Origin of the sequence: Amphritea atlantica (assembly GCF_900111095.1) — a bacterium.
GTDB classification, from domain to species: domain Bacteria; phylum Pseudomonadota; class Gammaproteobacteria; order Pseudomonadales; family Balneatricaceae; genus Amphritea; species Amphritea atlantica.
Genome location: NZ_FOGB01000010.1, coordinates 124,152 through 149,052 on the forward strand (window position 1 = coordinate 124,152; position 24,901 = coordinate 149,052).

At 51.4% G+C, this 24,901-nt stretch carries 22 protein-coding genes; 11 read left to right on the forward strand and 11 right to left on the reverse strand.

Going from position 1 to position 24,901, the window contains the following annotated elements:
- The first annotated feature begins 583 nt into the window (after positions 1 to 583).
- Complete coding sequence (locus BMY09_RS15700; protein ID WP_091360200.1) at positions 584 to 1,129, forward strand: hypothetical protein; 546 nt, start codon at positions 584 to 586, stop codon at positions 1,127 to 1,129.
- A 189-nt stretch (positions 1,130 to 1,318) separates the two neighbouring features.
- On the opposite strand, the gene BMY09_RS15705 is transcribed toward BMY09_RS15700, so the two are convergent.
- Both BMY09_RS15705 and BMY09_RS15710 read right to left on the reverse strand, forming a co-directional pair.
- The gene (locus BMY09_RS15705; protein WP_091360202.1) at positions 1,319 to 3,040 is read right to left on the reverse strand and encodes a protein adenylyltransferase SelO; all 1,722 of its coding nucleotides are present in this window, start codon (positions 3,038 to 3,040) and stop codon (positions 1,319 to 1,321) included.
- A 38-nt stretch (positions 3,041 to 3,078) separates the two neighbouring features.
- The gene (locus BMY09_RS15710; protein WP_091360204.1) at positions 3,079 to 3,300 is read right to left on the reverse strand and encodes a penicillin-binding protein; all 222 of its coding nucleotides are present in this window, start codon (positions 3,298 to 3,300) and stop codon (positions 3,079 to 3,081) included.
- A gap of 370 nt (positions 3,301 to 3,670) precedes the next feature.
- On the opposite strand from BMY09_RS15710, the gene BMY09_RS15715 reads away from it, so the two are divergent.
- Entirely contained in the window at positions 3,671 to 4,003 is a 333-nt protein-coding gene (locus BMY09_RS15715; protein ID WP_091360205.1) for a PBPRA1643 family SWIM/SEC-C metal-binding motif protein, read from the forward strand.
- A gap of 111 nt (positions 4,004 to 4,114) precedes the next feature.
- Here the strand turns inward: BMY09_RS15715 and BMY09_RS15720 are convergent, their stop codons facing one another.
- Positions 4,115 to 5,134 carry a TRAP transporter substrate-binding protein gene (locus BMY09_RS15720; RefSeq protein ID WP_091360207.1) on the reverse strand — a complete coding sequence of 340 codons (1,020 nt, stop codon included), beginning with the start codon at positions 5,132 to 5,134 and terminating at the stop codon, positions 4,115 to 4,117.
- Between the two features lie 361 nt (positions 5,135 to 5,495).
- Here BMY09_RS15720 and BMY09_RS15725 point away from each other — a divergent pair, with 361 nt between their 5' ends.
- From BMY09_RS15725 to BMY09_RS15755, 7 genes are all read left to right on the forward strand, one after another.
- Positions 5,496 to 6,419 carry a LysR family transcriptional regulator gene (locus BMY09_RS15725; protein WP_091360208.1) on the forward strand — a complete coding sequence of 308 codons (924 nt, stop codon included), beginning with the start codon at positions 5,496 to 5,498 and terminating at the stop codon, positions 6,417 to 6,419.
- 354 nt (positions 6,420 to 6,773) lie between these two features.
- Positions 6,774 to 7,787 (forward strand): TRAP transporter substrate-binding protein, encoded by a 1,014-nt coding sequence (locus tag BMY09_RS15730; RefSeq protein ID WP_091360210.1) that lies wholly within the window; start codon positions 6,774 to 6,776, stop codon positions 7,785 to 7,787.
- A 71-nt stretch (positions 7,788 to 7,858) separates the two neighbouring features.
- On the forward strand, positions 7,859 to 8,440 hold the full coding sequence (locus BMY09_RS15735; protein ID WP_091360212.1) for a TRAP transporter small permease subunit: 582 nt from the start codon (positions 7,859 to 7,861) through the stop codon (positions 8,438 to 8,440).
- The gene (locus BMY09_RS15740) at positions 8,433 to 9,755 is read left to right on the forward strand and encodes a TRAP transporter large permease (RefSeq protein ID WP_091360214.1); all 1,323 of its coding nucleotides are present in this window, start codon (positions 8,433 to 8,435) and stop codon (positions 9,753 to 9,755) included. The genes BMY09_RS15735 and BMY09_RS15740 overlap by 8 nt, the downstream gene beginning before the upstream one ends.
- Positions 9,756 to 9,766: 11 nt before the next feature.
- Positions 9,767 to 10,270, forward strand: a complete 504-nt coding sequence (locus BMY09_RS15745; RefSeq protein ID WP_091360216.1) for a gluconokinase — start codon at positions 9,767 to 9,769, stop codon at positions 10,268 to 10,270.
- 83 nt (positions 10,271 to 10,353) lie between these two features.
- On the forward strand, positions 10,354 to 11,361 hold the full coding sequence (gene gntR / locus BMY09_RS15750; protein ID WP_091360217.1) for a gluconate operon transcriptional repressor GntR: 1,008 nt from the start codon (positions 10,354 to 10,356) through the stop codon (positions 11,359 to 11,361).
- Positions 11,362 to 11,463: 102 nt separating this feature from the next.
- Entirely contained in the window at positions 11,464 to 13,578 is a 2,115-nt protein-coding gene (locus tag BMY09_RS15755) for a methyl-accepting chemotaxis protein (protein ID WP_091360219.1), read from the forward strand.
- A gap of 90 nt (positions 13,579 to 13,668) precedes the next feature.
- Here BMY09_RS15755 and BMY09_RS15760 read toward each other — a convergent pair whose 3' ends face one another.
- From BMY09_RS15760 to BMY09_RS15780, 5 genes are all read right to left on the reverse strand, one after another.
- Complete coding sequence (locus BMY09_RS15760; protein ID WP_091360220.1) at positions 13,669 to 14,322, reverse strand: response regulator transcription factor; 654 nt, start codon at positions 14,320 to 14,322, stop codon at positions 13,669 to 13,671.
- 19 nt (positions 14,323 to 14,341) lie between these two features.
- On the reverse strand, positions 14,342 to 15,700 hold the full coding sequence (locus tag BMY09_RS15765) for a cache domain-containing protein (protein WP_091360222.1): 1,359 nt from the start codon (positions 15,698 to 15,700) through the stop codon (positions 14,342 to 14,344).
- Positions 15,701 to 15,799: 99 nt separating this feature from the next.
- Positions 15,800 to 17,089 (reverse strand): TRAP transporter large permease, encoded by a 1,290-nt coding sequence (locus tag BMY09_RS15770; RefSeq protein WP_091360224.1) that lies wholly within the window; start codon positions 17,087 to 17,089, stop codon positions 15,800 to 15,802.
- 12 nt (positions 17,090 to 17,101) lie between these two features.
- Positions 17,102 to 17,638 carry a TRAP transporter small permease subunit gene (locus tag BMY09_RS15775; RefSeq protein ID WP_217647456.1) on the reverse strand — a complete coding sequence of 179 codons (537 nt, stop codon included), beginning with the start codon at positions 17,636 to 17,638 and terminating at the stop codon, positions 17,102 to 17,104.
- Positions 17,639 to 17,715: 77 nt separating this feature from the next.
- Entirely contained in the window at positions 17,716 to 18,792 is a 1,077-nt protein-coding gene (locus BMY09_RS15780) for a TRAP transporter substrate-binding protein (protein ID WP_091360227.1), read from the reverse strand.
- Positions 18,793 to 19,079: 287 nt separating this feature from the next.
- Between BMY09_RS15780 and BMY09_RS15785 the strand changes: the two genes are divergently transcribed.
- Positions 19,080 to 19,871, forward strand: a complete 792-nt coding sequence (locus BMY09_RS15785) for a TSUP family transporter (RefSeq protein WP_091360228.1) — start codon at positions 19,080 to 19,082, stop codon at positions 19,869 to 19,871.
- Between the two features lie 66 nt (positions 19,872 to 19,937).
- Here the strand turns inward: BMY09_RS15785 and fghA are convergent, their stop codons facing one another.
- Positions 19,938 to 20,780, reverse strand: a complete 843-nt coding sequence (gene fghA / locus BMY09_RS15790) for an S-formylglutathione hydrolase (protein WP_091360230.1) — start codon at positions 20,778 to 20,780, stop codon at positions 19,938 to 19,940.
- 54 nt (positions 20,781 to 20,834) lie between these two features.
- Entirely contained in the window at positions 20,835 to 21,959 is a 1,125-nt protein-coding gene (locus tag BMY09_RS15795; RefSeq protein WP_091360231.1) for an S-(hydroxymethyl)glutathione dehydrogenase/class III alcohol dehydrogenase, read from the reverse strand.
- A 125-nt stretch (positions 21,960 to 22,084) separates the two neighbouring features.
- Here BMY09_RS15795 and BMY09_RS15800 point away from each other — a divergent pair, with 125 nt between their 5' ends.
- Positions 22,085 to 22,954, forward strand: a complete 870-nt coding sequence (locus BMY09_RS15800; protein WP_091360233.1) for a LysR substrate-binding domain-containing protein — start codon at positions 22,085 to 22,087, stop codon at positions 22,952 to 22,954.
- 18 nt (positions 22,955 to 22,972) lie between these two features.
- Here the strand turns inward: BMY09_RS15800 and BMY09_RS15805 are convergent, their stop codons facing one another.
- Positions 22,973 to 24,337 (reverse strand): sensor histidine kinase, encoded by a 1,365-nt coding sequence (locus tag BMY09_RS15805; protein WP_139203204.1) that lies wholly within the window; start codon positions 24,335 to 24,337, stop codon positions 22,973 to 22,975.
- Positions 24,338 to 24,901: the final 564 nt, after the last annotated feature.

Here is a 24,901-nt window from a genome sequence, read left to right on the forward strand (position 1 = left end):
ATTCGAGCTCTGGAATCAGCGGCCACTGGTACCATGAACGAAATCAATTAAGCCTTGCTATTTCATAAATAGAAAAGCAGGGCTTTTTTGTGCCTGCCGTTTGGGTAGAGCGATATAGGGGATTCGCTTTCTAAAAGATCATCGCCCGCCCTTAAAAGCGTGCCGTTCATGAACCCGATTCAGTGGTCTCTGACACCATGAACGACATCAATTAAGCTTTGTTTCTTAACAGTTTTTGTGTCTCCTCCCAAGTCGATATCTTAGCTTTCGTCTGCACGGTTTCTTTGCGTCACTTCATCCAAGGATATCCATCGGAAGGCAACTCTATCCAACATCGGAGTTTGAGCGTCGTTTGACGATACAAGCCTGTCTATCTTTCATATAAGCCTCCCCTACATCCGTTTCCCAATATAAAACTGAAACGCGGAAGTTCACTATCTGACCCGATGCAGACATTAAGAATGTGCAATAGTCTATGACTGGCTATCGACACAAAGTAGAAATGTCATTAGTGCTATGTTAGCTTGGATATTCACCAATTTCAGATTCCGTGAATACCATAGCCTAACTCAAAGGACGAGAAATGATTTCCATAAAAAATTTGTGGAAATACTTTATAGCTTCAATATTAGTATTGATAGCTATTAACCATAGCGCCTATGCAAAAGAAAGCCTGTATCAACAGAAGCTAAGAATAGTCAACGAAGTGCTCTGGCCTGTGATGGGAAGTATAACCTTAGAAGATTTACGCTCTCGAACAATTGGAAACTCCTCTGTGAATGATAAATTTTCCCACTTATCTGATGAGAGCCTCCAAGTAACATCAAAGATGTATTTGATGGTTATAGCAAACATGCTCAACTTGGAAGAAGTAAAAGCCTTGAAGGCGATGTCATTAACAATGGTTGGTGGAGTGATAGTTCAAGACCTTCCTATGACTATATATGGTCATCCTGCATTAAAAATTTCCGAAGAGATGTATTCTCCAGAAGAATGGCAAGAGTGGGAACACTTTCTTATCGGAAATTCCACCTTGATTTATTCTATACATTATAAGATGAAAAATAATTTAGAGGACGAACTAGAAAAAGCTAAAGCAATTATTGCGTCTCAGAAGAAATCAACATAAAGGGGTCAAAGCCCTTTTAACCAATAAATCTCTTTGGTCGCCCCGTCTTGCCTACTCCATCTTTGGGGTCAGGTATTGAGTTTTGCATTTCGGCTTACTACCCAATATAAATAAAAAGATATATATATTTATTGAGATAAGAAAGAGATAGGGCTGGCGCTAACAGCCCACCCACCCGCTGCTAAAAATTCACGACGAACAGCTGTAATGAGATACGCCGCCAAGCTCTCTGAACTCGGACGGTTTCAGCCGATAGTATTTATCTTCAACCTCCTGTGATTGCTCATCATAGGGCTGGGTCATCACCTCCTGCAGTTCCCGCACCAACGCGTAGTCGCCTTCTGCGGCTTGCTGATAAGCTGGAGCAACCAACCACTCCCGCAGGCTGTATTTCGGGTTAACCTGTTTCATCTGCTGCGCAATCTCCTCACGGGAACCGGACTGGCTGTCGATCAGGGTATTCCATTTTGCCAGCCACGCTGACCAGCGCTGATCCATCGTTTCCGGATCGGCCTGGTAGACCGCGCCTTTGTAGAAGCTTTTCTTGAGTGAACTGATGTCGTCAGGCAGATTCGATAGTTCGCGAAAGAGGATGGTGTAATCCACCGGTGTTTGCACCATCAACCCGCCCAGCTCATTGAGTAGTTCTTTGTTAAAGTGTTCCAGCCCGAGTTTGGCGGCCCACATCGCTTCCAGCTTCGCCTGCATCACGGTAGCAAAACCACTGCGAATATCGTCCAGCTGCTGCAAAGCCGCCTCATCTGCGGCCAGCAGCGGCCGCAATGCGGTCCAGAACATGTGGTAGTTTCGCTCAGCAGCGGCGGGCTGATTCAGAAAGGAGAAGTGTTGGCCGCCGCCGGTCCAGGGTTGATATTGCGGATCGAACTGCTCACAGAATCCGAACGGGCCATAGTCGAGGGTGAAACCACCCGCAGCACAGTTGTCGCTGTTAAAGTTGCCCTGACAATATCCAACGCGGATCCAGTTCGCCACCAGCGAGGTCAGGCGGTCGCGGAACGCGTCCGCGAGCAACACCACTTTCTCAGCGAGGGACTGGGCGTTGTCAATAACGTCGGCGTACTCTCGTTCGATCAGATGCAGCACGATCATCACCAGCTCCTGCAGCGCATGGGGATGCGCCTGTTTACGGGCCCGGCGAGCGAACAGCTCCAGTTGTCCAACCCGCAGGAACGATGGTGCGACCCGGGTCGAGATAGCGACGGGCTCCGATACCATGGTGTCGGGATCCATCGAGTGCGAACCCTCTGTGTACCAGGGTCGTTGAACCTGCTCAATGGTAGATACGTACAGGCTCAGCGAGCGGGAGGTTGGCACGCCCAGGGCGTGCATATGCTCCTGCGCCAGAAACTCACGGACACTGGAGCGCAGCACCGCGCGCCCATCCGCGCCGCGGCAGTACGGAGTCCGACCGCCACCTTTGAGCTGCATCTCCCAGCGCTGCCCCCTGATCACCGCCTCAAGCACTGAGATAGCCCGACCATCGCCATAGCCGTTGCCGGTTCGGAACGGACACTGCTGATCGTATTCAGTGCCATAGATGGACAGTGCATAACCACAGGCCCAACCGGCCCTGCGCAGAGGCGCAGGCACCTGAGAGAGATCGCCTGAGAACATCCTCATAAAGTCGTCTGACTGTGCCAGACTGTCAGCGAAACCCAGTTCGCGAAACAGCGCTTTACTGTGGGTGATGTACTCGGGATCGGCGATGGGCGTGGGTTTTACCGGGACATAGTGGCCCGTAAACACTTGGCGTGGCGCGTGGTCAGCGCCATCGGCTTTGGCATCAGGGTCGGCGTTGAGCCTGTCCATGAGCGAGTAGTTTGCCAACGGTGCGAGATCGTCAAGGGTCGCAACAACGGGTGAGGCTTCCTCGGTCTTTCGATTGTTCATAGGGGTACCTCATAATGCAGCCAGAACAATGATTTCCCTTAATAACAGGAGTTAGGCGTATTATCAGGATCAACCTCTCCATATACTTCTTCAGGGTCCACATCATTCAGCAGCAGGATCTCTCTGACAGTTTCAATATGAGCAAGAACAGCCTGGTAGCGATCACCGTACTCATACTGAGTCACTTCAATTGCTTTGGGCATATAAGTAAAGGCTATTTTTAATGCCTTCAGTGCATCTTCGTCCATCTTTTCACTCATATCAGATCCTGTGTATTGAAATTGAATAGACAAAGAAAAGGGTAAAACGTCAGGCTTTGAACGTAAAGGCCCATGCAGAATGCCCGAAGAATCCACGCATAATGGATCATTCACCGCGAAAAGCATTAAGAATCGATGAATGCAGCCGGGTTTACACTACAATCCTGGAGAAAATGAGTGGGAAAAACGTCAGAAACGGGAGCACTTTCTTTACAGTACCAAAGACTAGCATAACTATACGATCAAAGCTGACCCAATCAGATAGGCGGTGCAATCAATTTTCCCGCTCGTCCCCGTTTTCCTGCTAGAATGCCGCCCCTTTCACTACGATCAGCAACGGTCAGCGAAATAACACGATCAGGAGTCACCCATGTCTAAATGTTTCTATAAAGGTACTCCCGATATAATGGGCCACTACGGTAAAAGCGGTTATAACACCAAAGCGAAGGTTAAGCCGGGTAGCGACATCAGCCCATTATCGCTGACGGTCAATTCGCAAGCGCGCGAGCAGGAAGTTGCCGCACTGGTGGCACAACATGGACTGGTCGCAACGATTGTTGTGGATGGTGATGCTGAAGAGAATATCGCTGAACTGACGGCGATGTTGGCGACACCGAAGACCGTGCAGGTTGAAAAAACACCGGAAAGAAACGCACCCTGCTCCTGTGGCAGCGGCAAGAAATACAAAAAGTGCTGCGGTTAACCTCTGATCACAGCAGTTGACAGTAGGGCCCATCCTACCCGGTTATAGAAATAAACCGATGCGCCCTGATATCACAGACCGCACCGGTTCACTGACGCTGACGTTAGCGGGTTATTTGCAGCTTTCTGCCAACTCTTTAGCACGCGCATAGACGGCTCGTGCGGGTAGTCCTTTCGCTTCCAGTTCGGCCAGATAGTCTTCAGACGCTTTATCCAACACCGGTTTCCAGGCCGGGTTTTCACTGCCGCCTTCAACGGTATAGATCTCATGCCCCAGCGCTACCGCCTGCGCACGCCCTTTAATATCCGCGTCATCGAACACACCGGCGGCGATCTGAGACCAGGTTTCACCGGAGTTATCATCAATGACCTTTTGCAGATCGGCAGGCATACTGTTGTACACATCCTTGTTCATAGTGACCAGAAACGACAGGGTGTACAAACCACCCACCTCAGTATGTTTCGGTGTCAGCTCATTCATACGAAAGGTCAGTTGTCCCTCCCAAGGTAATGCAACGCCATCGATAACTCCCCGCTGAACCGATTGAAACGCCTGCGGCGCAGGCATACCGACAGGTTGTGCCCCTAATCCTTCCAACAGTTTTGCCACAACCGCAGTAGGGCGACGGATTCTCAGCCCTTCAAAGTCAGCAGGTTCTTTAATCATTTTTTCGGTGGTATGAATATGACCGGGGCCGTGGGTGAACAGGAACAGCGGTCGGGTATCGCTATATTCGTCACTGATCAGCTTTTCATCGTACAGGCGCTGAATAATACAGGAGCCCTGGGCTGCACTCTTGGTAATGCCGGGCAGCTCAACCACCTGGGTCAGCGGGAAACGGTTGGCAGTGTAACCCTGTACGGTGAGTGACACATCGGCGATGCGACTGGTCACGGCATCATACAGCGCCGGGGGTTTAGCCAGTGTTGAAGAGGGATACACCTCTACCGCAATACGCCCGTTGGAGTCAGCCATCACTTTATCTGCCCACGCCTGAGCAACATTTTTATGTATCGCCGCCACCGGAGGAAAAAAATGCGCCAGACGCAAGGTGAAGTCTGCCGCCTGAACAGTTTGAACCATTGCGCCTGCTGCCATAGCCAGAACGCTGCCTAAAATTAGTTTTTTCATTGCATAGATTCCATTTAGATTATTTTTGTTTTGTTATTTTCAGGACATAACATTTATAACCAATTGATTTAAATAATATATCCAAAAGGTGTTATAAACTGACGAGTACGGCTCAACACTCACTGCAACATGCGGACCTGAAGCCGGAAACCGGGATATTGTTCCGTGTCGGGTTTGGCCTTAAAACCGCCACCACAACAGAAACCAGAGGATCAGAGAAACGGGGATATCCCCGATAAGCGTTTTCAACATAAAGCTGCATCGTTAATCTGCCATTCTTATTATTAGAATGATCACTTTAAACCACAGACAATATAAGGAATAATCAGTTTTTAGCCCCAGATACAAAGAATGCGTATATATGAATCCTAACCTGTTGAAACAATTAGCCATCGTCGTTAAACAAGGATCGCTCACCAGTGCCTGTGAACAGCTGCATGTGACCCAACCCACCCTCACCCGGAGTATTCAGCAACTGGAGATGAAGGTGGGGGCTCCTCTGTTAAAGCGCACCCGCTATGGTGTTATTCCCACAGAAATTGGGGCACGGTTGTCGCAGATTGGTGAGCGGATTCTGGCAGAAACGGTCCGGGGCGAAGAGGTTATCCGCCAGTTTCACAGCGGTTATAAAAGCGAGTTTGTTATCGGCATCGATCCACTCTGGGAGTTTGCCACGGTGAGCAGCATGACCGATTACTTTTTGCAGGAGAAACGCTACGCATTTCACTTCCGCACCGGCTCCGCTGCATCACAAATCAACCTGTTACAGAACGGTGAGTTAGATTTCCTGCTGGCGCCGGCACACCTGTCGGTATCACAGAAATCGCTGGACCGTCAGATTCTGTTCCGTGACCGCTCAGGCATATTTGCAGGCAAGAAATCAAAACTGATCGATTCAAACACGCCGGTGACAAAAGAGGATATCGCCCGGCAAAAGTGGTTTATCGCCGGGGCCAGCGCCGGTTTTCTCGAGAGCCAGACGGAAGTGACCGGAGCCAATGCTGCTCAGATGGCCTTTACCGGCAGTATCCGCTCAGTAATTCACCTACTGAACACAACCGATATGCTGGTCTGGCTGCCTGCCCGTTTAGCCCTGATGACAGAGCAGATCGCTCCCGGGCAGATGCTCAGGGTGGAAGGCGTCACCTCCTCACGACGGGATATAGCACTGTGGTCATCGCTGGAACACAACGAGCGTCCCGAAGTGCTCAAGGTTCAGGCGCTGATCAGCGACTTTGTGAAGCAACTCGATCAGCAGAGCTCAACCTTTGGCCTTGAAGTGTGATTTTGCCGGTTAAGACTGCCTGCTTTTAGTGCGATCAGCCGGTCTGATATTGTTCACTGCTCTCCCCTGAGAGCCTGAAAACGGCAGGACCTCCCTATCCGCCACAGAACTACCACTAACCTGCAAAAGTGCTACTCCTGTTTGTCGACAGGCGTCACGGATCGCCCCTTTGCGAACCCCCTTTGCAAACATAGTTATCCTGAAACAGAAAAGATTGTGCGAAATATTTTCAGTTGATTTATACCAATGTTACCGGTAAAGTTAATTATGTTACCGGTAACAATGTAGCAAAAAATCAATTAAGCACTTGCTCACTCACACTGACCCTAAAATAAAAAACACAGGAACCTACAGATGAAACTCTCTTCCAAGCTGCTGACCGCAGCGCTGTCCGGTCTGATCTCTGTCTCGGCCTTCGCCGCTGACTTTACCTTTAAAGTGCAATCGTCAGATCCATCAGGTGACAAGAACTTCCAGATTCAGCAACAGTGGGCAGAGCGGGTCGGCAAGATGTCCGGTGGACGCCTTGAGATCAAGCTGCTGCCCGTGGGCAGCGTTATCAAACACACCGAAACCCTCGACGCGATTAAGATGGGGATTCTGGATGGTCACGTCACGGCCACCGCCTACTTTTCCGGCAAAGATCCCGCATTCGGTCTGATCGGTAATACGGTTGGCGCATGGTCTGACACCTCTCAGTTGCTGCAATACATCAACTATGGCGGTGGTTATCAGGTGATGACCGATCTCTATGCCCCCTATGGCGTGAAATTTGTTGGGGGATCGACCACCGGTGTTGAATCTTTCGTTTCTAAAGTACCGGTCGATGGTGTTGATGACCTTAAGGGGTTGAAGCTGCGTGCACCGGAAGGCCTGGTGCAGAAAGTGTTTGCGGCGGCCGGTGCAGCGCCGGTTAACCTGCCGGGTTCCGAGGTATTTACTGCGCTGAGCAAAGGGGTTATTGATGCCGCCGATTACACGGTGTTCTCGACTAACCAGAAAGCCGGCCTGAATGATATCGCCCCCCATCCGGTACAGCCGGGGTTCCATTCACTGCCCCTGATCGATGTCTCTGTCAGCCAGAAGAAATGGGACAAGTTGCCCGCTGATCTGCAGGAGATCCTGACCGTATCCGTACGTGATTTTGCTCAGGATATCACCACCCAGCTGCGTATCGCCGATCAACAGGCGGTGAAGGAAGCGCAAAGCACCCCTGATATCACTATTCACAACTGGTCTGCTGAAGAGCGCAAAAAGTTCCGTGCGATCGCCCGTTCCCAGTGGGAAGAGTTTGCCAAGGGGTCGGATAACGCAATGAAAGTGTATCAGTCGATCACAGCATATCTCGAAGAAAACGGCCTGCTCTAAGCGGTTATCACCGCACTGTCCGTTAACTGACTGTGGGGCGTTCAGCCCCACTTAATTCTCTGGATGACTTTATGAAAGCTCAAGAACGCATTCACGAAGAAGCAGTTCGAGAAGCGGACGCGCCCGGCCGTACCTGGCTGGACCGCGCTATTCTCCGGGTGGGCAACCTGCTCAGTCTGCTGTTCGTATTCACTGTCGCGATCTCGTTTTTCGAAATTCTGATGCGCTATCTGTTCAACGCCCCCACCATCTGGGTGCATGAATCAGCAGCCTTTATTGGCGGTTCGCTGTTCATCATCGGTGGCGCCTATGCGCTGGCTAACAACAAACATGTCCGGGTGGTGCTGATCTATGATGTGGTCTCACCCCGAACCCGCTGCTTCCTGAATATCTTTCATGCACTGGGGGGGCTGCTGTTCGCCGGAATGCTAGCCTACGGTGCCTGGATGATGACCACCAATGCCTGGTTAACACCACTGGGCGAGCTGCATCCGGAAAGTTCTGGTTCTGCCTGGAACCCGATATTTCCGGCATTATCGAAGGCGCTGATTCTGTTAGTTGTATGCGTTATGTTTATTCAGTTTCTGCTCCATCTGATTGACGATTTCCGTCAGTTGGGACGGATCAATCGTGGAGAGGTATCCGATGTTTGATCTCTCTGTAATCGGTATCGCCTACGGCAGTCTGTTGATGTTAGGGCTGCTGATATTTCTTCTCCTCACCGGTATGCAGCTGGCGTTCGTCACCGGACTGGTCGCACTGGTGTTCACCATCGGCTGGTTTGGTGTCGATGCGATGCCGCTGATCACCAGCCGCATGTACAGTTTTGTGAATGGTTACGTCTTTCTGGCGGTACCGATGTTCGTACTGATGGCAGCGCTGCTGGACCGTTCCGGTATCGCTGTGGATCTGTTTGATGCGATGAAAAAAGTGGGCCGTAAACTGCGCGGCGGAGTGGCGGTACAGACCCTGGTTGTCGCCGTTATTCTGGCCTCAATGTCCGGTGTTATTGGCGGCGAAACGGTATTGCTGGGAATTCTCGCACTGCCGCAGATGCTGCGTCTGGGCTATGACCGTAAACTGGCGATCGGCACCACCTGTGCTGGCGGCGCTCTGGGCACCATGATGCCTCCCAGTATCGTGCTGATCATCTACGGTATGACCGCCAGTGTCTCGATTGGTGAACTGTTTAAGGCCGCGTTCCTGCCTGCGGCGATCCTGGCAGGTTTCTATGTCGCTTATGTACTGATCCGCTGTTATCTCAATCCATCACTGGCACCGTTGCCCAGTGCCGAGGAGATTGCCGCCGATGATGAGCGGGATATCAACTATCTCAAAGCGTTGTTCTTCCCGGGCCTGACCGTTGCCATCGTGCTCGGCAGCATCTACACCGGAGTGGCATCGGTGACTGAAGCTTCAGCACTGGGCGTGGTCGGCATTATGCTGAGTGCGCTGATCCGGGGTGAGCTGAATGCTGAGATGATTAAAGACAGCGCCAAAGCCACCATGCAGACCTGTGGCATGATCATCTGGATCGGCATCGGTGCCAGTGCGCTGGTCGGTGTCTACAATCTGATGGGCGGTATCGACTTTGTTGAGTCTGTCATTCTGTCACTGAGCGATGGCCATGTGATGACGACGGTGCTGATCATGATGGCGATCCTGCTGGTGCTGGGGATGTTCCTGGACTGGGTAGGAGTTGCCCTGCTGACCATGCCGATCTTCGTACCGATCATCACCAACCTGGGACTCGATCCGATCTGGTTTGGCGTCGTATTCTGTCTCAATATGCAGGTCTCGTTCCTGTCACCGCCATTCGGCCCTGCCGCTTTCTACCTGAAATCGGTTGCCCCCAAAGATATCAGTCTGGGGGAGATCTTCTCTGCCCTGGTGCCCTTTATCGCTTTGCAGGTAGTGGCGCTGGGACTGGTCATCGCGTTTCCTCAACTGGCGTTGTGGTGGAAATAGGAGGAGACACGATGAACAAGAAATATATCGTCATGGGTGTTTCCGGCTGCGGCAAATCGCTGATCGGTGCGTTGCTGGCAGAAAAACTTCAAGTGCCATTCTTCGATGGCGACGATTTTCACCCGCCGGAAAATGTTGAGAAGATGCGTCAGGGAAGCCCTCTGAATGATGAGGACCGTCACGGCTGGCTGCAGACCCTGAACCAACTGATTATCAGCGAAGCCAGTCTGGTACTGGCCTGTTCAGGCCTGAAACCACAATACCGTGAGCTGTTATGCAGCAACAATGATGCCCAACTGATCTACCTGAAGGGCGATATCGAAACCATCTGGTCACGTCATAGCAGCCGCAAAGGCCACTATTTCAATGGCCGGGAGATGCTCGAAAATCAGTTCCAGCAGCTGGTTGCCCCACAGCCCGGCGAAGCGATTGAAATCAGTATCGATCAGTCTGCCGAAGGGGTACTCGCAGATATTCTCAAAGCCCTCGCCATCAGCAGTGAGACGGTCAGCTAACGCCACTGGATCGGTTAATCAGACTTTGCCTGATTGACCGATCAGGGTAATATGTTACGGGTAACGGAAACTCCGGGCGAATAATGACAACGAAGAAAAAAAGACCCACCCTGCAGGATGTCGCCGACCGGGTTGGCATCACCAAAATGACCGTCAGTCGTTACCTGAAAAAACCTGAACAGGTCTCGGTTGCTCTGCATGAAAAGATCCAGAGCGCACTGGATGAACTGGGTTATATTCCCAATAAAGTGCCGGATATGCTCTCCAGTGCGAAGAGCCATGCTATCGGTGTACTCGTTCCCTCGCTGACCAACCAGGTTTTTTCCGAAGTGATCCGCGGCTTTGAATCGGTGACTGAGCCCGCCGGATACCAGACCATGCTGGCCCACTACGGTTATAGCCAGAGCGCCGAAGAGGCACGAATTGCCACACTGCTGGGATATAACGTTGATGGCCTGATTCTATCAGAGAGTGTTCATACCGAGCGGGTGCGACGGATGATCAAAACCGCCGGAGTACCTGTTATCGAGTTGATGGACTCCGTCTCACCGGCAATTGAGCAGGCGATCGGCTTCGATAACAGCGCAGCAGCGCTTGCGATGACTGAACTGATGATCAGTCGGGGCCACCACCACATTGTCTATTTTGCCGCCCGTATGGATGCCCGTACCCGGCTTAAAATAAAAGGCTACGAACAGGCGATGCACAAACACCACCTTGAGCCTTTCAGTTTGCAGACAGAGGAAGCCTCCTCATTTACCCGCGGCGCATTGCTACTGCGTCAGGCACTGCAACAGCGCCCGTCTCTGGACGGTATCTTCTGCACCAATGATGACCTGGCCATCGGCGCTTTCTATGAATGTCAGCGTCAGGGAATACCGGTGCCAGAGCAGATCGGCATCGCTGGTTTTCACGGCCACGATATATCAGGTGCGATGGTTCCGCGGCTGGCGACGGTGGTTACCCCCCGCGAGGAGATGGGACGACTGGCGGCAGAAAACCTGCTGGCCCGCTTACAGGGCAGCCCCATAGCCCGACAGATAATCGATCTTCCATTTCGTCTGGAAGCGGGAGAAAGCCTGCGGCGCTAATGCTGAAGTAGTGCCCCCGCCCCCGTTCTACCTCCTGATAGGTATTGAATCCCCGGCCGTTACATAAGACGATCCCGTGCTTAATATAAAAGCGGGTGATCTATGAGCTGGACCTCTTTAATACGCAAAATATCCCTGCCAGTGGCACTGCTACTGGGACTGACCGTCATCATCCAACTGATCATATCCACCCTGCTGATCAACGCCACAACAGAACAGTTGCGTAACACCATCGAACCGGCCCTGAGTGATGCCGCTCAGGATAAGATGGAAACCTTTGCCAGTGCCGAGAAGTTACGTATAGAAAAACTCTTTACCTCCAACGTACTGGCCGCTACAGGCTATGCCCGTGATATAGCGTTTCTGCGCACGCAGTTTCGCTCACTCTATATCCCGTCGGATGATGTTCGCCATATTATCAACCAGTATATCGCCGGCACGCTGCAGAATAATCCGGATGTCCTCGGCGTCTACGCCGTCTTCCTCCCAAAAGCTCTGGATGGTGCCGATGAAACCCATAAAGGTGAAACCGACCTCGCCTCCAATGACGCCGGGCGTTTCGCTGTCTACTGGGCCCACAACGCTAAAGGCGAAGCGGTTCAGGAGGTGCTCCCTGAACAGGCGCTCAGCGACACAACCCCCAGCAGCAGCGGACACCCTTACAATAGCTGGTTTAGCTGTCCTATTGAGCGTCAGGGTCCCTGCATTATCGATCCCTATACCGATGAAGTGGATGGTATAAAAACGCTGATGACATCGGTTTCAGTACCGATCTATTTTTCAGACCGTCTGGTCGGGGTAATCGGTATCGATCTGCCGCTGTCGCAGATGCAGGCATCGGCGCAAGCCTTTGGTCGTAAACTGGCAGAAGGACAGGGCCGGGTGATGCTGATCTCTGCGTCAGACACTCTGGTAGCCGACAGTCAGAATAAAGGCACTGCCGGACAGAATGTTGCCGAGCTGCTGCCGGACAATGTTCAGCTCAACCAGCCCCTGACGCAACAGGATGATCAGCGCTACACCCTGATCCGACACCTCGATCTGAATAAACTGGCCACCTGGAAGCTCTATATTGAGGTACCCACCAGCCATGTTTTGCAACAGGTAGATAGTGTTATCTCAGTACTGAAACAGGGACAAAACAAACAGACCACCGGGGTTATCATAGCCGGATTGCTGATCGTAGTGTTTGGTTCACTGATCGTCATCTGGCTGGCTATTCGTATTACCAAACCGCTGCGTCAGGTGACCGATGCATTGGCACAGATTTCCAGTGGCGAGGGCGATCTGACCCAGCGCATAAGAGTGCAATCACAGGATGAGGTCGGCATTCTGGCAGGACATTTTAACCAGTTCGCCGGTCAGTTAGCGGATATGATACAGAGTATGGCCCACTCCATAAAAGAGGCGCTGCACCGATCCGAACATGCCACAAAGCTCGCTTTCAAAACCAACGATGATGTGGAACAACAGCAGCAACAGATTGTCATGGTTGCCACCGCGTCGGAGGAGATGTCCCAGTCGTCGGTTGATGTGGCAAAAAATGCAGCGCACGCCGCCGATGCCTCTCACCGGGCAGAACAAGCCTCGCTGTCGGGGCGGAAATCGATCCAGACGACCACCCATAACATTGAAACACTGGCGCAACAGATGCAGGTATCAATGTCCCGGGTTGAGGGGCTGGCCGCTGACAGTGAAAATATTGCTGAAGTGCTGCTGGTTATCCGTTCGGTGGCTGAGCAGACTAACCTGCTGGCCCTCAATGCCGCAATTGAAGCCGCCCGGGCCGGCGATCAGGGCCGTGGATTTGCCGTTGTCGCCGATGAGGTGAGAGCCCTGGCGGCACGCACGGCAACCTCTGTCAGCGAGATAGAAATGGTGATAAACAACCTGCAAAAAGCCACCCACTATGTGGTCAGCAGTATCCAGGAAAGCTCTTCCTTAGCTAAAGACTCCGCCGTTCAGGTACTCGATGCCAGCCAGATGTTTGATACGATCGCCACCGCAGTGGAGGAGATCACCCATCGATCGACCCAGATAGCGACCGCAGCCGAAGAACAGAGCATGGTGGCCGGGGATATCAGCCAGACCCTGCAAACAATTCGTACGGTTGCTGAAGAGGTCACCGACCTGGCGAAAGAGTCGGCGACACTGAGCGATGAGATGACCCAGATGGGCCGGGAACAGAATCAGTTAATCAGCCGGTTTAAGTTTTAAGACTGCGAACCTTTGCGCTCTAAAACACCTGAAACCGATCACTCTGGGGGGAAGCAGGGGCTAACCACTCGCGGACACTTGTGACCCGCATCAGTCAATCAGATTATGTTCAATCGCATAGCGGGCCAAACCCGCCGCTGTCTGAATATCCAGTTTCGTTTTGATGTTCTGACGATGGGTTTCAACCGTCCTGACCGATATATCCAGTTGCCGGGCCGTCGCTTTATTACTGGCCCCCTGCGCCAGCAGCCGAAGAACTTCCTGCTCCCTGCAGGTCAACGCTTCTTTTAACTCAGAGGCCGGGGCCGGCGTTTGAAAATCGGTCTGACTAAACAGGGATTGAGACGCCCCCGCGCTAAAATAGGTCGCGCCGCTGTAGACTGTCTTGATAGCGGTAATCAGCTCGTCAGAGGATACATCTTTTAACACATAACCTGCCGCACCACACTGAATCAGCTTAAGGATATACTCACGACTCTCATGCATACTCAGAATCAACACCCGGACATTGGGTTGTTCAGCACGCAGTCGTTCTGTTGCTTCAAACCCGCTCATCACCGGCATGGAGATATCCATCAACACCACATCGGGCTGCACCTCAGCAATCAGCGTCAACGCCTGAGCACCGTCATTAGCCGAGCCAACAACCTCTAAAGAGGGTTCATTTTCGAGACGCGCAATAATTCCCTCGAGAACCAAAGGATGATCATCGACTAACACAATGCGGATTTTTTCAGTGCTCATATACCCTCCTCTGCCATCGCTACACCAGAGTGAACCCCGCCCGGATACGGGTGCCGCTTCCGGGCTTACTACGGACACTAAAATGACCACTGAGAAGTTCAGTACGCTCGCGCATATTTAGTAGACCGATCCCTTCACCCACATTATCATGCTTGTTAAACCCCTGCCCGTCATCTTTGATCTCCACCCAGATCATCCCGTCCTCTTTCCAGAGTCTCAGTGCAACGGACGTTGCCTGCGCATGACGTTCAATATTGGTTAATGCTTCCTGGGTTATACGATACAGCGTGATCTCAATATCATCGGGTAGCCGTTGCTGCGGCAGATCCAGATGAACTGACACTTTTAACCCGGTGCGTTCGGAAAACTCATCCAGCAGGCTATGCAGGGCCGATTTCAGCCCCAGATCATCCAACAAAATAGGCCGCAAATCATGGGACAGTCGCCGTACCTCCTGAATCGCCTGATTCAGTGCTTCACTGCCTTTACTCAGCTCGATATCTGCTTTGGTGTCATGGGTCTGTAGCTTATTCCGGGCCAGCTCTATGCGAAATTTAACCGATACCATTAACTGATTAATGCCATCATGCAGCTCACGGGCAAAGTTGCGGCGCTGGGCGACCTGAAACTGCACATATCGATGTGCCACTTGCCGCAACCGGGCATCCGCCAGCTGCGAGGCATGTATATTGATCCCGAATCCCAGCAGAGCGATTACTATGACGGTACCCGCCAGAATTGCTACGACGGTCAAAAATGTATTGCGAATATTGTGGGTCACTTTCAGGCGGGTTGAAGCAACCTCTTTAGAGATATCATCAATATATAATCCGGTGCCCATCATCCAGTTCAGTTTTGGGATCTGCACCACATAACTCAGCTTATCTTCTAAACCACCCTTGGAGGGTTTACGCCAGATGTAGCGATAAAAACCACCCCCTTCACTCGCCAGCTGAAGCAGATTACGAATCACATATTTACCATTACGATCCTGCAGGTCATAGAGGTTTTTACCGACCAGTTCCGGCTGGATCGGATGTACCAGATTGACACCCCCGGCATCATACACAAAGAAATAGCCATCCTCGCCATAGGTCATACTGTGCAGGATCTCTTTAACCTCAGCTTCCGCTTTTTTATCGCCCGGTTCCGCTTCAGCAACGATATGGGCAATGGATGTCATCGCTAATTCAACATAGTGCTGTAACTCCTGTCGCTTGGAACGCAGCAGGTTCTCTTCGAATGTTTTAATCTCCTGCTCCGACAGTTGTCGAGCCTGACTCAGGCTGATAAGCGTAATCGCCACCGTCACCAGAATCAGAGGGATAATGGATAGCAACAGCATCTTTGTTTTCAACGATGTGGCAGGCGTTTTCATGCGTTCACAGTCTGATTAATTTAATAGCAACGTTCCTTAAACCTTTCCTGAATACAGGTCAGGGGAAAACCGGGGCCTTTCAGCCCCCTCCAGTGTTTATTAGGTTAACCCATAAAAACCTGGAAATAACAGAATAGAAACCAGCACCGCCACCTGCATCAGAATAAAGGGCATCACACCGCGATAGATATCGATTGTTCGCACCTCTGGAGGTGATACCCCCTTAAGATAAAACAGACTGAAGCCAAACGGCGGCGTCAGGAAGCTGGTCTGCAGATTCATCGCAATCAGTATCGCAAACCACACCGGCGCAATACCTAGCGCATCCGCTACAGGCGCCAGAATAGGCACAATAATAAAACTGATCTCAACAAAGTCGATAAAGAAACCCAGCACCAGAATAGCCAGCATCGACAATATCAGAAACCCGGTTGTGCCTCCCGGCAGATCGGTCAGAATCTCCTCAACGATGTAATCACCACCAGTATAGGTAAAGGCCATAGAGAATGCGGTCGCACCCAGCAGAATAGCAAACACCATGGCGGTCACTTTGACGGTTTCAGACGCTGAATCTAACACCATCTTCCAGCTAAACTGACGATACAGAGTCGCCAGTATAATAGCCCCTACCCCGCCCAACGCTGAGGACTCAGTCGGTGTCGCGATACCGGCAAAGATAGAGCCCAGCACCACCAGAATCAGAGTCAGTGGTGGGACAATCGCTATCAACGCCTTAACATACTGCTGTCGCTTACTGCTGCCGTCATTATCCAGAGGTAACGCCGGTGCCTTTTCCGGTTTAAGCCAGGCGTAAAACAGAATATAGATAATATATACGCCGATCAGAATAAATCCGGGGCCAACGGCTGCTTTAAACAGATCCCCCACGGGGATACCAAGCACATCACCCAGAATAATCAGAATAATCGAGGGCGGAATAATCTGCCCTAAGGTACCCGACGCGCAGATGGTGCCGCAGGCCAGAGATTTGTCATAGTTGTATTTCAGCATCACCGGCAACGAGATCAGTCCCATCGCCACTACAGAAGCGCCGACCACGCCTGTCGATGCCGCCAATAACGCGCCCACCAATACCGTTGAGATTGCCAGACCGCCTCGCACGCCACCAAAGAGCTTCCCCATCGCCTCCAGCAGTTGCTCTGCCAACCGGGTCTTTTGCAGCACAATCCCCATAAAAATAAACAGCGGTACCGCCATCAGCGTGGTGTTTTCCATAATGCTCTGAATGCGGAACGGCATAAAGGCAAAAATTTCAGGGCCTTCAGCGAAAACACCAAAAGCCAACGCGACGCCACCAAACGTGAACGCTACGGGAAAGCCCAGCAGCAACATCAACAACGCCACCGCGAACATCACAATACCAATCATCGTATACGCCTCTTAATGCTGTGGGGGTTGATAGTTATCTGCCTGACGATTGCCCAGCAGAATATTCAACGATTTCAGGAACATGCCGATGCCGCTGATCAGCATCGCCAGAAAAGAAAGGGGAATCATCGCTTTAATCAACCAACGATACGGCAAGCCACCCGGATCACCGGAGGTCTCTCCCAAGAGAAAGGACTCTTTAGCGAAATCAAAGCCATACCAGGCAACCAGTGCACAAAAGGGCATCAACAAAAAAACAGAGCCAAACATATCGATTAACGCTTTGGTGTTCGCCGTTTGACGTTCATAGATAAGATCGACCCGTACATGCCCCCCGGTCTTCAGGGCATAGGGCACACCCAGCAGGAATACCGACGCATAGAGATGCCATTCGAGTTCCTGCATGCCGATAGAGACATCGTTAAAGAGGTATCGCATGACGACGTCGACAAAGACATTAAACAGCATGACAACAAACAGTACGGCAGAGGTCTTACCTAACAACTCCGAGAAACTGTTAATCATCTGCTCGAGTCTGATTAATAACATCACAGCTCCTGAAACAGTAATAAAAGCGACCTGACCTGAATAACAGGACAGGCCGTCAATGAGTTAATGACGCCGAATTATTCGCTCATATTATCGAGATAAGCCTTATCGGAGATCTCGGTCCAGACACGGGCTTTCTTCATATACTCGGACTGAGAATCGAGAATTTTCTTGGCCAGTGGATCGGCCGCCGCTTTTTCAGCCAGCAACTCGTCATTCGCTTTACGCATCGCGGCAATCACATCAGCCGGGAAGGATTTCACCTGAATATTCGGGAACTCCTTTTTCATGCGATCCCAGTTCACGCCCGATTCATGGTATGACTGGATATACATGTCATAGGCAGCAGTGCGCATTGCCGTCTTCAGAATCTGTTGCAGATCCGCAGGCAGTTTGTCATAGGATTTCTTGTTGATCATAAACTGCAGTTCTGTCGCAGGCTCATGCCAACCGGTGTAGTAAAACGGTGCGATCTTATGGAAGCCCATCCGCAGATCCAGCGATGGACCTACCCACTCCAGTGCATCGATAGTGCGTCGTTCAAGGGCGGTATAGAGCTCACCTGCGGGGATATTGGTCGGTTTGGCACCCAGTTTCGCCAGTACTTCACCGGCAAACCCGGGAATCCGCATCTTCAGCCCCTGCAGATCTTCAACTGAATTGATCTCTTTCTGGAACCAGCCACCCATCTGGTTGCCGGTATTACCGCCGGGAAATGACATGACGCCAAACTTACCATACACCTCGTCCATCAATTCCTGACCACCACCGTAATAGAACCAGCCGTATTGCTCCGGCGCAGTCATACCGAATGGCATCGTGGTGAAATACAGGGTATTCGGGATCTTGCCCTTCCAGTAGTAGGATGCGGAGTGGCCCATATCATACTGCCCCGCGCGCACCATATCGAAGACCCCGAACGGCGCCTTATGTTTATTCTTGGAATCAATGGTAATCTTAAGCCGGCCATTCGACATTTTATCTGCCAACGCCGCCATATTTTTTGGCGCATCACCAAAGATAGGGAAGTTAGTTGGCCAGGTTTCAGCCAGCTTCAGCCGGTACACTTTCTCGGCGGCCATCAGGGGGCTCGCCAGCAGTGATGCACAGGCTGCAACCGCCAGTAACTTTTTCGCAAAGTTCAGTTTTAACATTGTTATTATCTTCCTCTGTTTGCACCACCCCTTCAGGATTAAGGGCAGATTTATCAACGCCGATAACCGCCATAAAGCGGTATTCGCATAGCAAACAGTCTGACAAAACAGGACGATGGCCACTATTCGTGAAAGTGCGCAACCAGAGATGAAAGACTACGTAGAAAGCTCTCCGTAGTTTTACGGATAGTACCCCTGATCTGCTTCAGAACTTTACTATCGCGGAGACAAAAACAGCTGTTACAGTGCCTTCTGTTAAACCATGAAATTTAAATAAAGAGGTAGCGATGGAGCTGGACCTGACACTTATCCTGCTGTTTATACTGACCGGTCTGGGCGCAGGCATTATCGATGCAATCGCCGGTGGTGGCGGTATGATTACCCTGCCGGTGCTACTGGCATCCGGTATGAGTCCGGTGGAGGCGCTGGCGACCAATAAGCTGCAGGGCAGTTTTGGCACCTTTGCCGCCTCTGTCTACTTCATCCGTAAAAAGCTGGTCGATCTGACACAGATGAAGCTGATGATCCTTTGTACTTTCACGGGGGCCGTTACGGGTACACTGATAGTACAGCAGCTGGACACCTCACTGCTGGCATCCATTATGCCGCTCCTGCTGGTCGGCATCGCATTGTACTTTATGTTTTCAAAGCGGGTTGGTGATCTGGATCGCGACCGCAAAATCAGTCACGCGCTGTTCGCCTTGCTGTTCAGCACCGCCATCGGGTTTTATGATGGCTTTTTCGGGCCCGGCACCGGAACATTCTTCGCGCTAGGCTTTGTATCACTACTCGGCTTCAGCATGTCACGGGCAACCGCTCACACCAAGATCCTGAACTTTACCTCCAACCTGGCTTCACTGATTTTCTTTGCTCTGGGAGGCAATATCCTCTGGCTGGCAGGCTTTATCATGGCGGCAGGACAGCTGATCGGAGGCCAGATAGGCGCTCATCTGGTGGTTAATCAGGGCGCCCGCCTGATCAGACCTCTGGTGGTCATTATCACGCTGATCATGTCGGCTAAGCTGCTGTCAGATCAGTATCAAAACGATTCGCTGCTGTCGCTGCTATCGGTGTTTTAAAATCGCTAAAAAAAAGGGCTCATAAAGAGCCCCAAAACATACCTCAACAAACAACTTTAATCGCTATCATTCCGCCAGCAGGTATCGCTGGTGAAATCTTAGCTGATCCTCAATAAAACTGGCGATGAAGTAGTAGCTATGATCATAGCCCTCATGCTGTTCAAGCTGTAGCGGATAGCCTGATTCAGCCGCCGCCTCTGCCAGTTTTTCCGGCTGTAACTGCTCTGCCAGAAAATCATCTGCCAGCCCCTGATCCACCCGGGTTGGCAGGTGAACCGGATTGTTGCGCAACAGAACCGTGGTATCGTACTGCTGCCAGCTGCTCTCATCACTGCCCAGATAGGCGGTGAACGCTTTACGCCCCCAGGGGCAACTGACCGGATTGCTGATCGGGCTGAAAGCGGACACCGAAGTATAACGCCCGGGATTACGCAGACTGATCATCAGGGCACCGTGCCCCCCCATTGAATGACCGGCAATCGCTCGCTTTGAAGACACCGGAAAAGTTGCTTCAATCAGCGAAGGCAGCTCTTCAACGATGTAATCATACATCCGGTAGTGCTCGCTCCAGGGCGCCTCTGTGGCATTGACGTAGAAACCCGCGCCCTGTCCCAGATCATACCCTTCATCGTTCGCAACATTATCTCCCCGGGGGCTAGTATCCGGCGCGACGATGGCGATACCCAGTTCTGCTGCAACCCGCTGAGCACCGGCTTTCTGCATAAAGTTTTCATCGGTGCAGGTTAAGCCGGACAACCAGTACACGACCGGCACCTTCTCGCCACTCTGCGCCTGTGGTGGCAGATAGATGGCAAATCGCATCGTCACACCCAGCGCCGATGACTGGTGGTTATACTGTTTGTGCCAGCCACCAAAGCTTTTGGTCTGACTTACAAGCTCAAGACTCATAGATCCTGTCCTCAACGGCTGCCATGCTGAAACAGCAGCCGCTATCGCTGATGGTTACTTGTCGTAATGAATAACGCTGCGGATACTCTTACCTTCATGCATCAGATCAAAGGCACTGTTGATATCCTCCAGACCCATGGTGTGGGTAATGAAATCATTCAGTGCAAACTCACCCTGCAGGTAACGTTCAACAATCTCAGGCAGCTCAGAACGGCCTTTAACACCACCAAAGGCGGAACCACGCCATACACGACCGGTTACCAGTTGGAACGGACGGGTAGAGATCTCCTGGCCAGCACCGGCGACACCGATGATGACAGACTCACCCCAGCCTTTGTGACAGCATTCCAGGGCAGAGCGCATCACATTAACGTTACCGATACACTCGAAGGAGTAATCAACACCACCGTCGGTCAGCTCAACAATTACTTCCTGAATCGGCTTATCAAAATTTTGCGGGTTGATGCAGTCGGTGGCGCCCAGCTTACGTGCCAGATCAAACTTAGACTCATTGATATCGATCGCGATGATACGGCTGGCTTTTGCCATCGTTGCACCGATAATTGCCGACAGGCCGATACCACCGATACCGAAGATTGCGACCGTGGCACCCTCTTCAACTTTGGCGGTATTCATGACAGCCCCCATACCGGTGGTCACACCGCAACCCAGCAGGCAGACCTCTTCCAGCGGCGCTTCTTTATTCACCTTAGCCAGCGAGATCTCCGGCAAAACAGTGTATTCAGAGAACGTAGAGCACCCCATATAGTGATAGATCGGCTGACCGTCTTTATAGAAGCGGGTGGTACCATCAGGCATCAGACCTTTACCCTGGGTCTCACGGATTTTCTGACACAGGTTGGTTTTACCCGATTTACAGAACTTACACTCGCCACACTCAGGGGTGTACAGCGGGATAACATGGTCGCCAACCGCCACACTGGTAACGCCTTCACCAACCTGCTCAACAATGCCGCCGCCCTCATGGCCCAGAATCGCCGGAAAAATCCCTTCAGGGTCTTCACCCGACAGTGTAAAAGCATCCGTATGACAAACACCGGTAGCGACGATGCGCACCAGCACCTCGCCTGCCTTAGGTGGCATGACATCCACTTCTTCAATAGACAGGGGCTGATTCGGCCCCCATGCAATAGCCGCTCTAGATTTAATCATAGTCATTCTCTTCAACTCTCATTCTGGGTTGTATTTATGACGAGGGATAGTCAGTTAAGTCACCATTGTAGTTGTTTATGAAATCAGGATAATCTACCTTTTTGTCAATATACTTTTACGAGACTGTAATAATGAACCGATGGGAAGGGGTGTCTGAACTGATTGCGGTCACGGAAACAACCAGTTTTACGGCCGCCGCAAAGCGACTGGGTATCTCTACGGCACAGGTCAGCCGTCAGATAAGTTCGCTGGAAAACCGTCTGGGGACCAAACTGTTCTACCGCACCACCCGTCGGGTGACTGCAACAGAGGCGGGGGAAACCTATTATCAGTACTGTCGGCAACTGCTGAATGGCCTGGAAGAAGCCGAACGGGCCGTCAACAATCTACAGAACACGCCACGGGGTAAGTTGAAGGTCACTGCTCCAGCCACCTACGGTGAGCAAAAGATCGCCCCGCTGATCAACGACTTTATCAATCTATATCCGGAGCTGGAGGTACAGTGCCATCTGACCAATCAGACCGTGGACCTGGTGGCTTCTGGATATGACCTGGCGATCCGTCTGGGTAAGCTGGAAGACTCCAGCATGATCGCCCGGCAACTGATCTCCCGGCAGTTATATGTCTGCGCCTCTCCTGCCTACCTGGCAACCCATGGTGAACCCCATGTCCTGAATGAACTAAGTCACCATAACTGTCTGCTGGGCACGCTGGAGTACTGGCGTTTTCTGGAACAGGGACATGAACGTAATATCCGGGTCAGCGGTAACCTGCACTGTAACAGTGGTCAGGCACTGTTGGATGCAGCGCTGAAAGGGATCGGCATAGTGCAGCTACCCGACTATTATGTCGAACCCTATATTAAAGACGGAGGGCTGATCTCGTTACTACAAAACTACCAGCATTCAAGCGAGGGGGTCTGGGCAGTTTACCCCCATAACCGTCACTTATCCTCCAAAGTCAGAATGCTGGTTGATCATCTGGCAGCCCATTTAGTCTGAAGAGTGAAAAGCGCACCATCATCCGTCCCTGTCGCTGTCACCTTCCTGGGATTCGCTACCCGCCAGTGGAATATCGATAATTACCTGCAAACCGCCTAAGCGCGCTGCATGCAACTGCATTTTGCCACCATAGCTGCTGACCACGGAGTGGCATATTGATAACCCCATTCTATGGTTATTGCTGCCATCGGAAGTATCCTGTTGATTTTTCGGGATCATATCTTCAATACATTCCGGAGCAATCCCCGGACCATCATCGCTAACGATAATGGTCCAGAATCCCCGGTTCTCCCTGATACTCAGTAACACTCTGGAGTTGGCATAACGCCAGGCGTTATCGAGCAGATTACCCACCAGCTCCAACATGTCATCCCGGTCAAATGGAATGGCAAAGTCAGGAATATGCTGAACCACTTCGATCTCCTGACCTTCCCGTTTACGATTTAATATCTGTACCAGGTAGGGCAGCTCTTCCTGAGGGTTAAACAGCTCCATCGGCGCAGGTGAACCGGAAATTTTAGCGCGTCGTAACTCTCCCTCAATACGACGCTGCAACTGGCTGTATATCTGCTTCAGATTGTCACGGTTATCCTCCACCTCTGTCGCTTCAGCCAGCAACAGTAGATGTTCCAGTGGCAACTTCATCTCATGGGCCAGATTACTGGTGGCACTCCTTGAGCGGCTTAACTGTTTTCTTGAATGTTCAATCAGACGCTCAATGGCATCCGCCAAAGGTTTTACCTCCACAGGAATTCCTTGTGGCAGATCCAGCGCACCATCAATTTTTCCCTTTAATAAGGCGGTTTGCATCGGCTTAAGGCTGGCAAAACCCCAATGTAAAATGCGTCGCTGCAACAACATAATTAACAGGGTTAAACCCACTAAGATGGTTAACAGCGAATACTCATATTCGTTCTGTTTAGTAATAAACGCTGTGATATCTTCAGCGACCCAGATGGTCAGATCCCGCTCCGCTTTACGAACACCCTGTTGCCGTACCATCCATTGTGTCTCAGCGGGCCCGGCAATCTGAAACTGCAACTGTTGACCCGGGGGTAACAGTCTTACGTCAGGCGCCGGATCCGACAGACTGCCTGCACGCAACTGACCACTATCCCAGCGGATAATGAAGTAATGGCCACTGCCGACCCGTTTAAAGGCTTCGCCAACCTGGCTCTCATCGACCTGCCAACCGGCATCAGTCCACTGCAATGCCATGAGAATATTTTCAACATCATCCCCCAGACGCGAACCAACATACTCATCGGTAATGCGTGCCATCGTCAGATGCAACAACAATAACAGGCAGACAAACGCAGGTACCATCAGTAGCATCAGCCCCCGTCGGATCTTCTTTTCTAAAGACGTCTCTTCCCGGCTCACGAGCCAACCCCCTCAGCCTGGCGACTAAGGGTATTCCATCCGGCAGCCCGCTTCAGCACAGATAATGGCTGAGTCTTACTGGTGCTATTCGCTATGATCAGAAACCTCATGTGGTCACTACGCTCCTCAATCGTTCCTTACACACTCGCGGGTAAACGGTGCAAACAGGTTTACACCACAATATCCATTTCAATGCCCCCGTAAACCGTCTCTCGTTCTGCTGCTCAGAATCGGCTATCCGGTCGAGGGCCTGAGTCAATAACAGGTCAAAAGCGTCAGGCTCTGCTCTATAAATTTCAACCGTATAGCCAGGATCAAACTACCCTTCGCATCGGAAACCCAGCACCAGGGATGAAACAAACAGCCATCCCCCCGCCTGTCATAAGAGAACGCATTCCGACCTTTAGCCTTTGTTTATTTAATGACAGTTTAGACAGGCAATGCAATACAGGTATAAAAAAACGCATAAATACGCGAAAAACAAGAGAAAATAGCGGCCACAGGTTAATCATTGTGGCGCAGCATTGCATAGACTGATTGAAAGACCGGGAGCGATTCCCCCGG

Coding starts and splice junctions, on each gene's coding strand:
- BMY09_RS15700 (WP_091360200.1), top strand. CDS start 584: ATGATTTCCATAAAAAATTTGTGGAAATACTTTATAGCTTCAATATTA.
- BMY09_RS15705 (WP_091360202.1), bottom strand. CDS start 3,040: ATGAACAATCGAAAGACCGAGGAAGCCTCACCCGTTGTTGCGACCCTT.
- BMY09_RS15710 (WP_091360204.1), bottom strand. CDS start 3,300: ATGAGTGAAAAGATGGACGAAGATGCACTGAAGGCATTAAAAATAGCC.
- BMY09_RS15715 (WP_091360205.1), top strand. CDS start 3,671: ATGTCTAAATGTTTCTATAAAGGTACTCCCGATATAATGGGCCACTAC.
- BMY09_RS15720 (WP_091360207.1), bottom strand. CDS start 5,134: ATGAAAAAACTAATTTTAGGCAGCGTTCTGGCTATGGCAGCAGGCGCA.
- BMY09_RS15725 (WP_091360208.1), top strand. CDS start 5,496: ATGAATCCTAACCTGTTGAAACAATTAGCCATCGTCGTTAAACAAGGA.
- BMY09_RS15730 (WP_091360210.1), top strand. CDS start 6,774: ATGAAACTCTCTTCCAAGCTGCTGACCGCAGCGCTGTCCGGTCTGATC.
- BMY09_RS15735 (WP_091360212.1), top strand. CDS start 7,859: ATGAAAGCTCAAGAACGCATTCACGAAGAAGCAGTTCGAGAAGCGGAC.
- BMY09_RS15740 (WP_091360214.1), top strand. CDS start 8,433: ATGTTTGATCTCTCTGTAATCGGTATCGCCTACGGCAGTCTGTTGATG.
- BMY09_RS15745 (WP_091360216.1), top strand. CDS start 9,767: ATGAACAAGAAATATATCGTCATGGGTGTTTCCGGCTGCGGCAAATCG.
- gntR (WP_091360217.1), top strand. CDS start 10,354: ATGACAACGAAGAAAAAAAGACCCACCCTGCAGGATGTCGCCGACCGG.
- BMY09_RS15755 (WP_091360219.1), top strand. CDS start 11,464: ATGAGCTGGACCTCTTTAATACGCAAAATATCCCTGCCAGTGGCACTG.
- BMY09_RS15760 (WP_091360220.1), bottom strand. CDS start 14,322: ATGAGCACTGAAAAAATCCGCATTGTGTTAGTCGATGATCATCCTTTG.
- BMY09_RS15765 (WP_091360222.1), bottom strand. CDS start 15,700: ATGAAAACGCCTGCCACATCGTTGAAAACAAAGATGCTGTTGCTATCC.
- BMY09_RS15770 (WP_091360224.1), bottom strand. CDS start 17,089: ATGATTGGTATTGTGATGTTCGCGGTGGCGTTGTTGATGTTGCTGCTG.
- BMY09_RS15775 (WP_217647456.1), bottom strand. CDS start 17,638: ATGTTATTAATCAGACTCGAGCAGATGATTAACAGTTTCTCGGAGTTG.
- BMY09_RS15780 (WP_091360227.1), bottom strand. CDS start 18,792: ATGTTAAAACTGAACTTTGCGAAAAAGTTACTGGCGGTTGCAGCCTGT.
- BMY09_RS15785 (WP_091360228.1), top strand. CDS start 19,080: ATGGAGCTGGACCTGACACTTATCCTGCTGTTTATACTGACCGGTCTG.
- fghA (WP_091360230.1), bottom strand. CDS start 20,780: ATGAGTCTTGAGCTTGTAAGTCAGACCAAAAGCTTTGGTGGCTGGCAC.
- BMY09_RS15795 (WP_091360231.1), bottom strand. CDS start 21,959: ATGACTATGATTAAATCTAGAGCGGCTATTGCATGGGGGCCGAATCAG.
- BMY09_RS15800 (WP_091360233.1), top strand. CDS start 22,085: ATGAACCGATGGGAAGGGGTGTCTGAACTGATTGCGGTCACGGAAACA.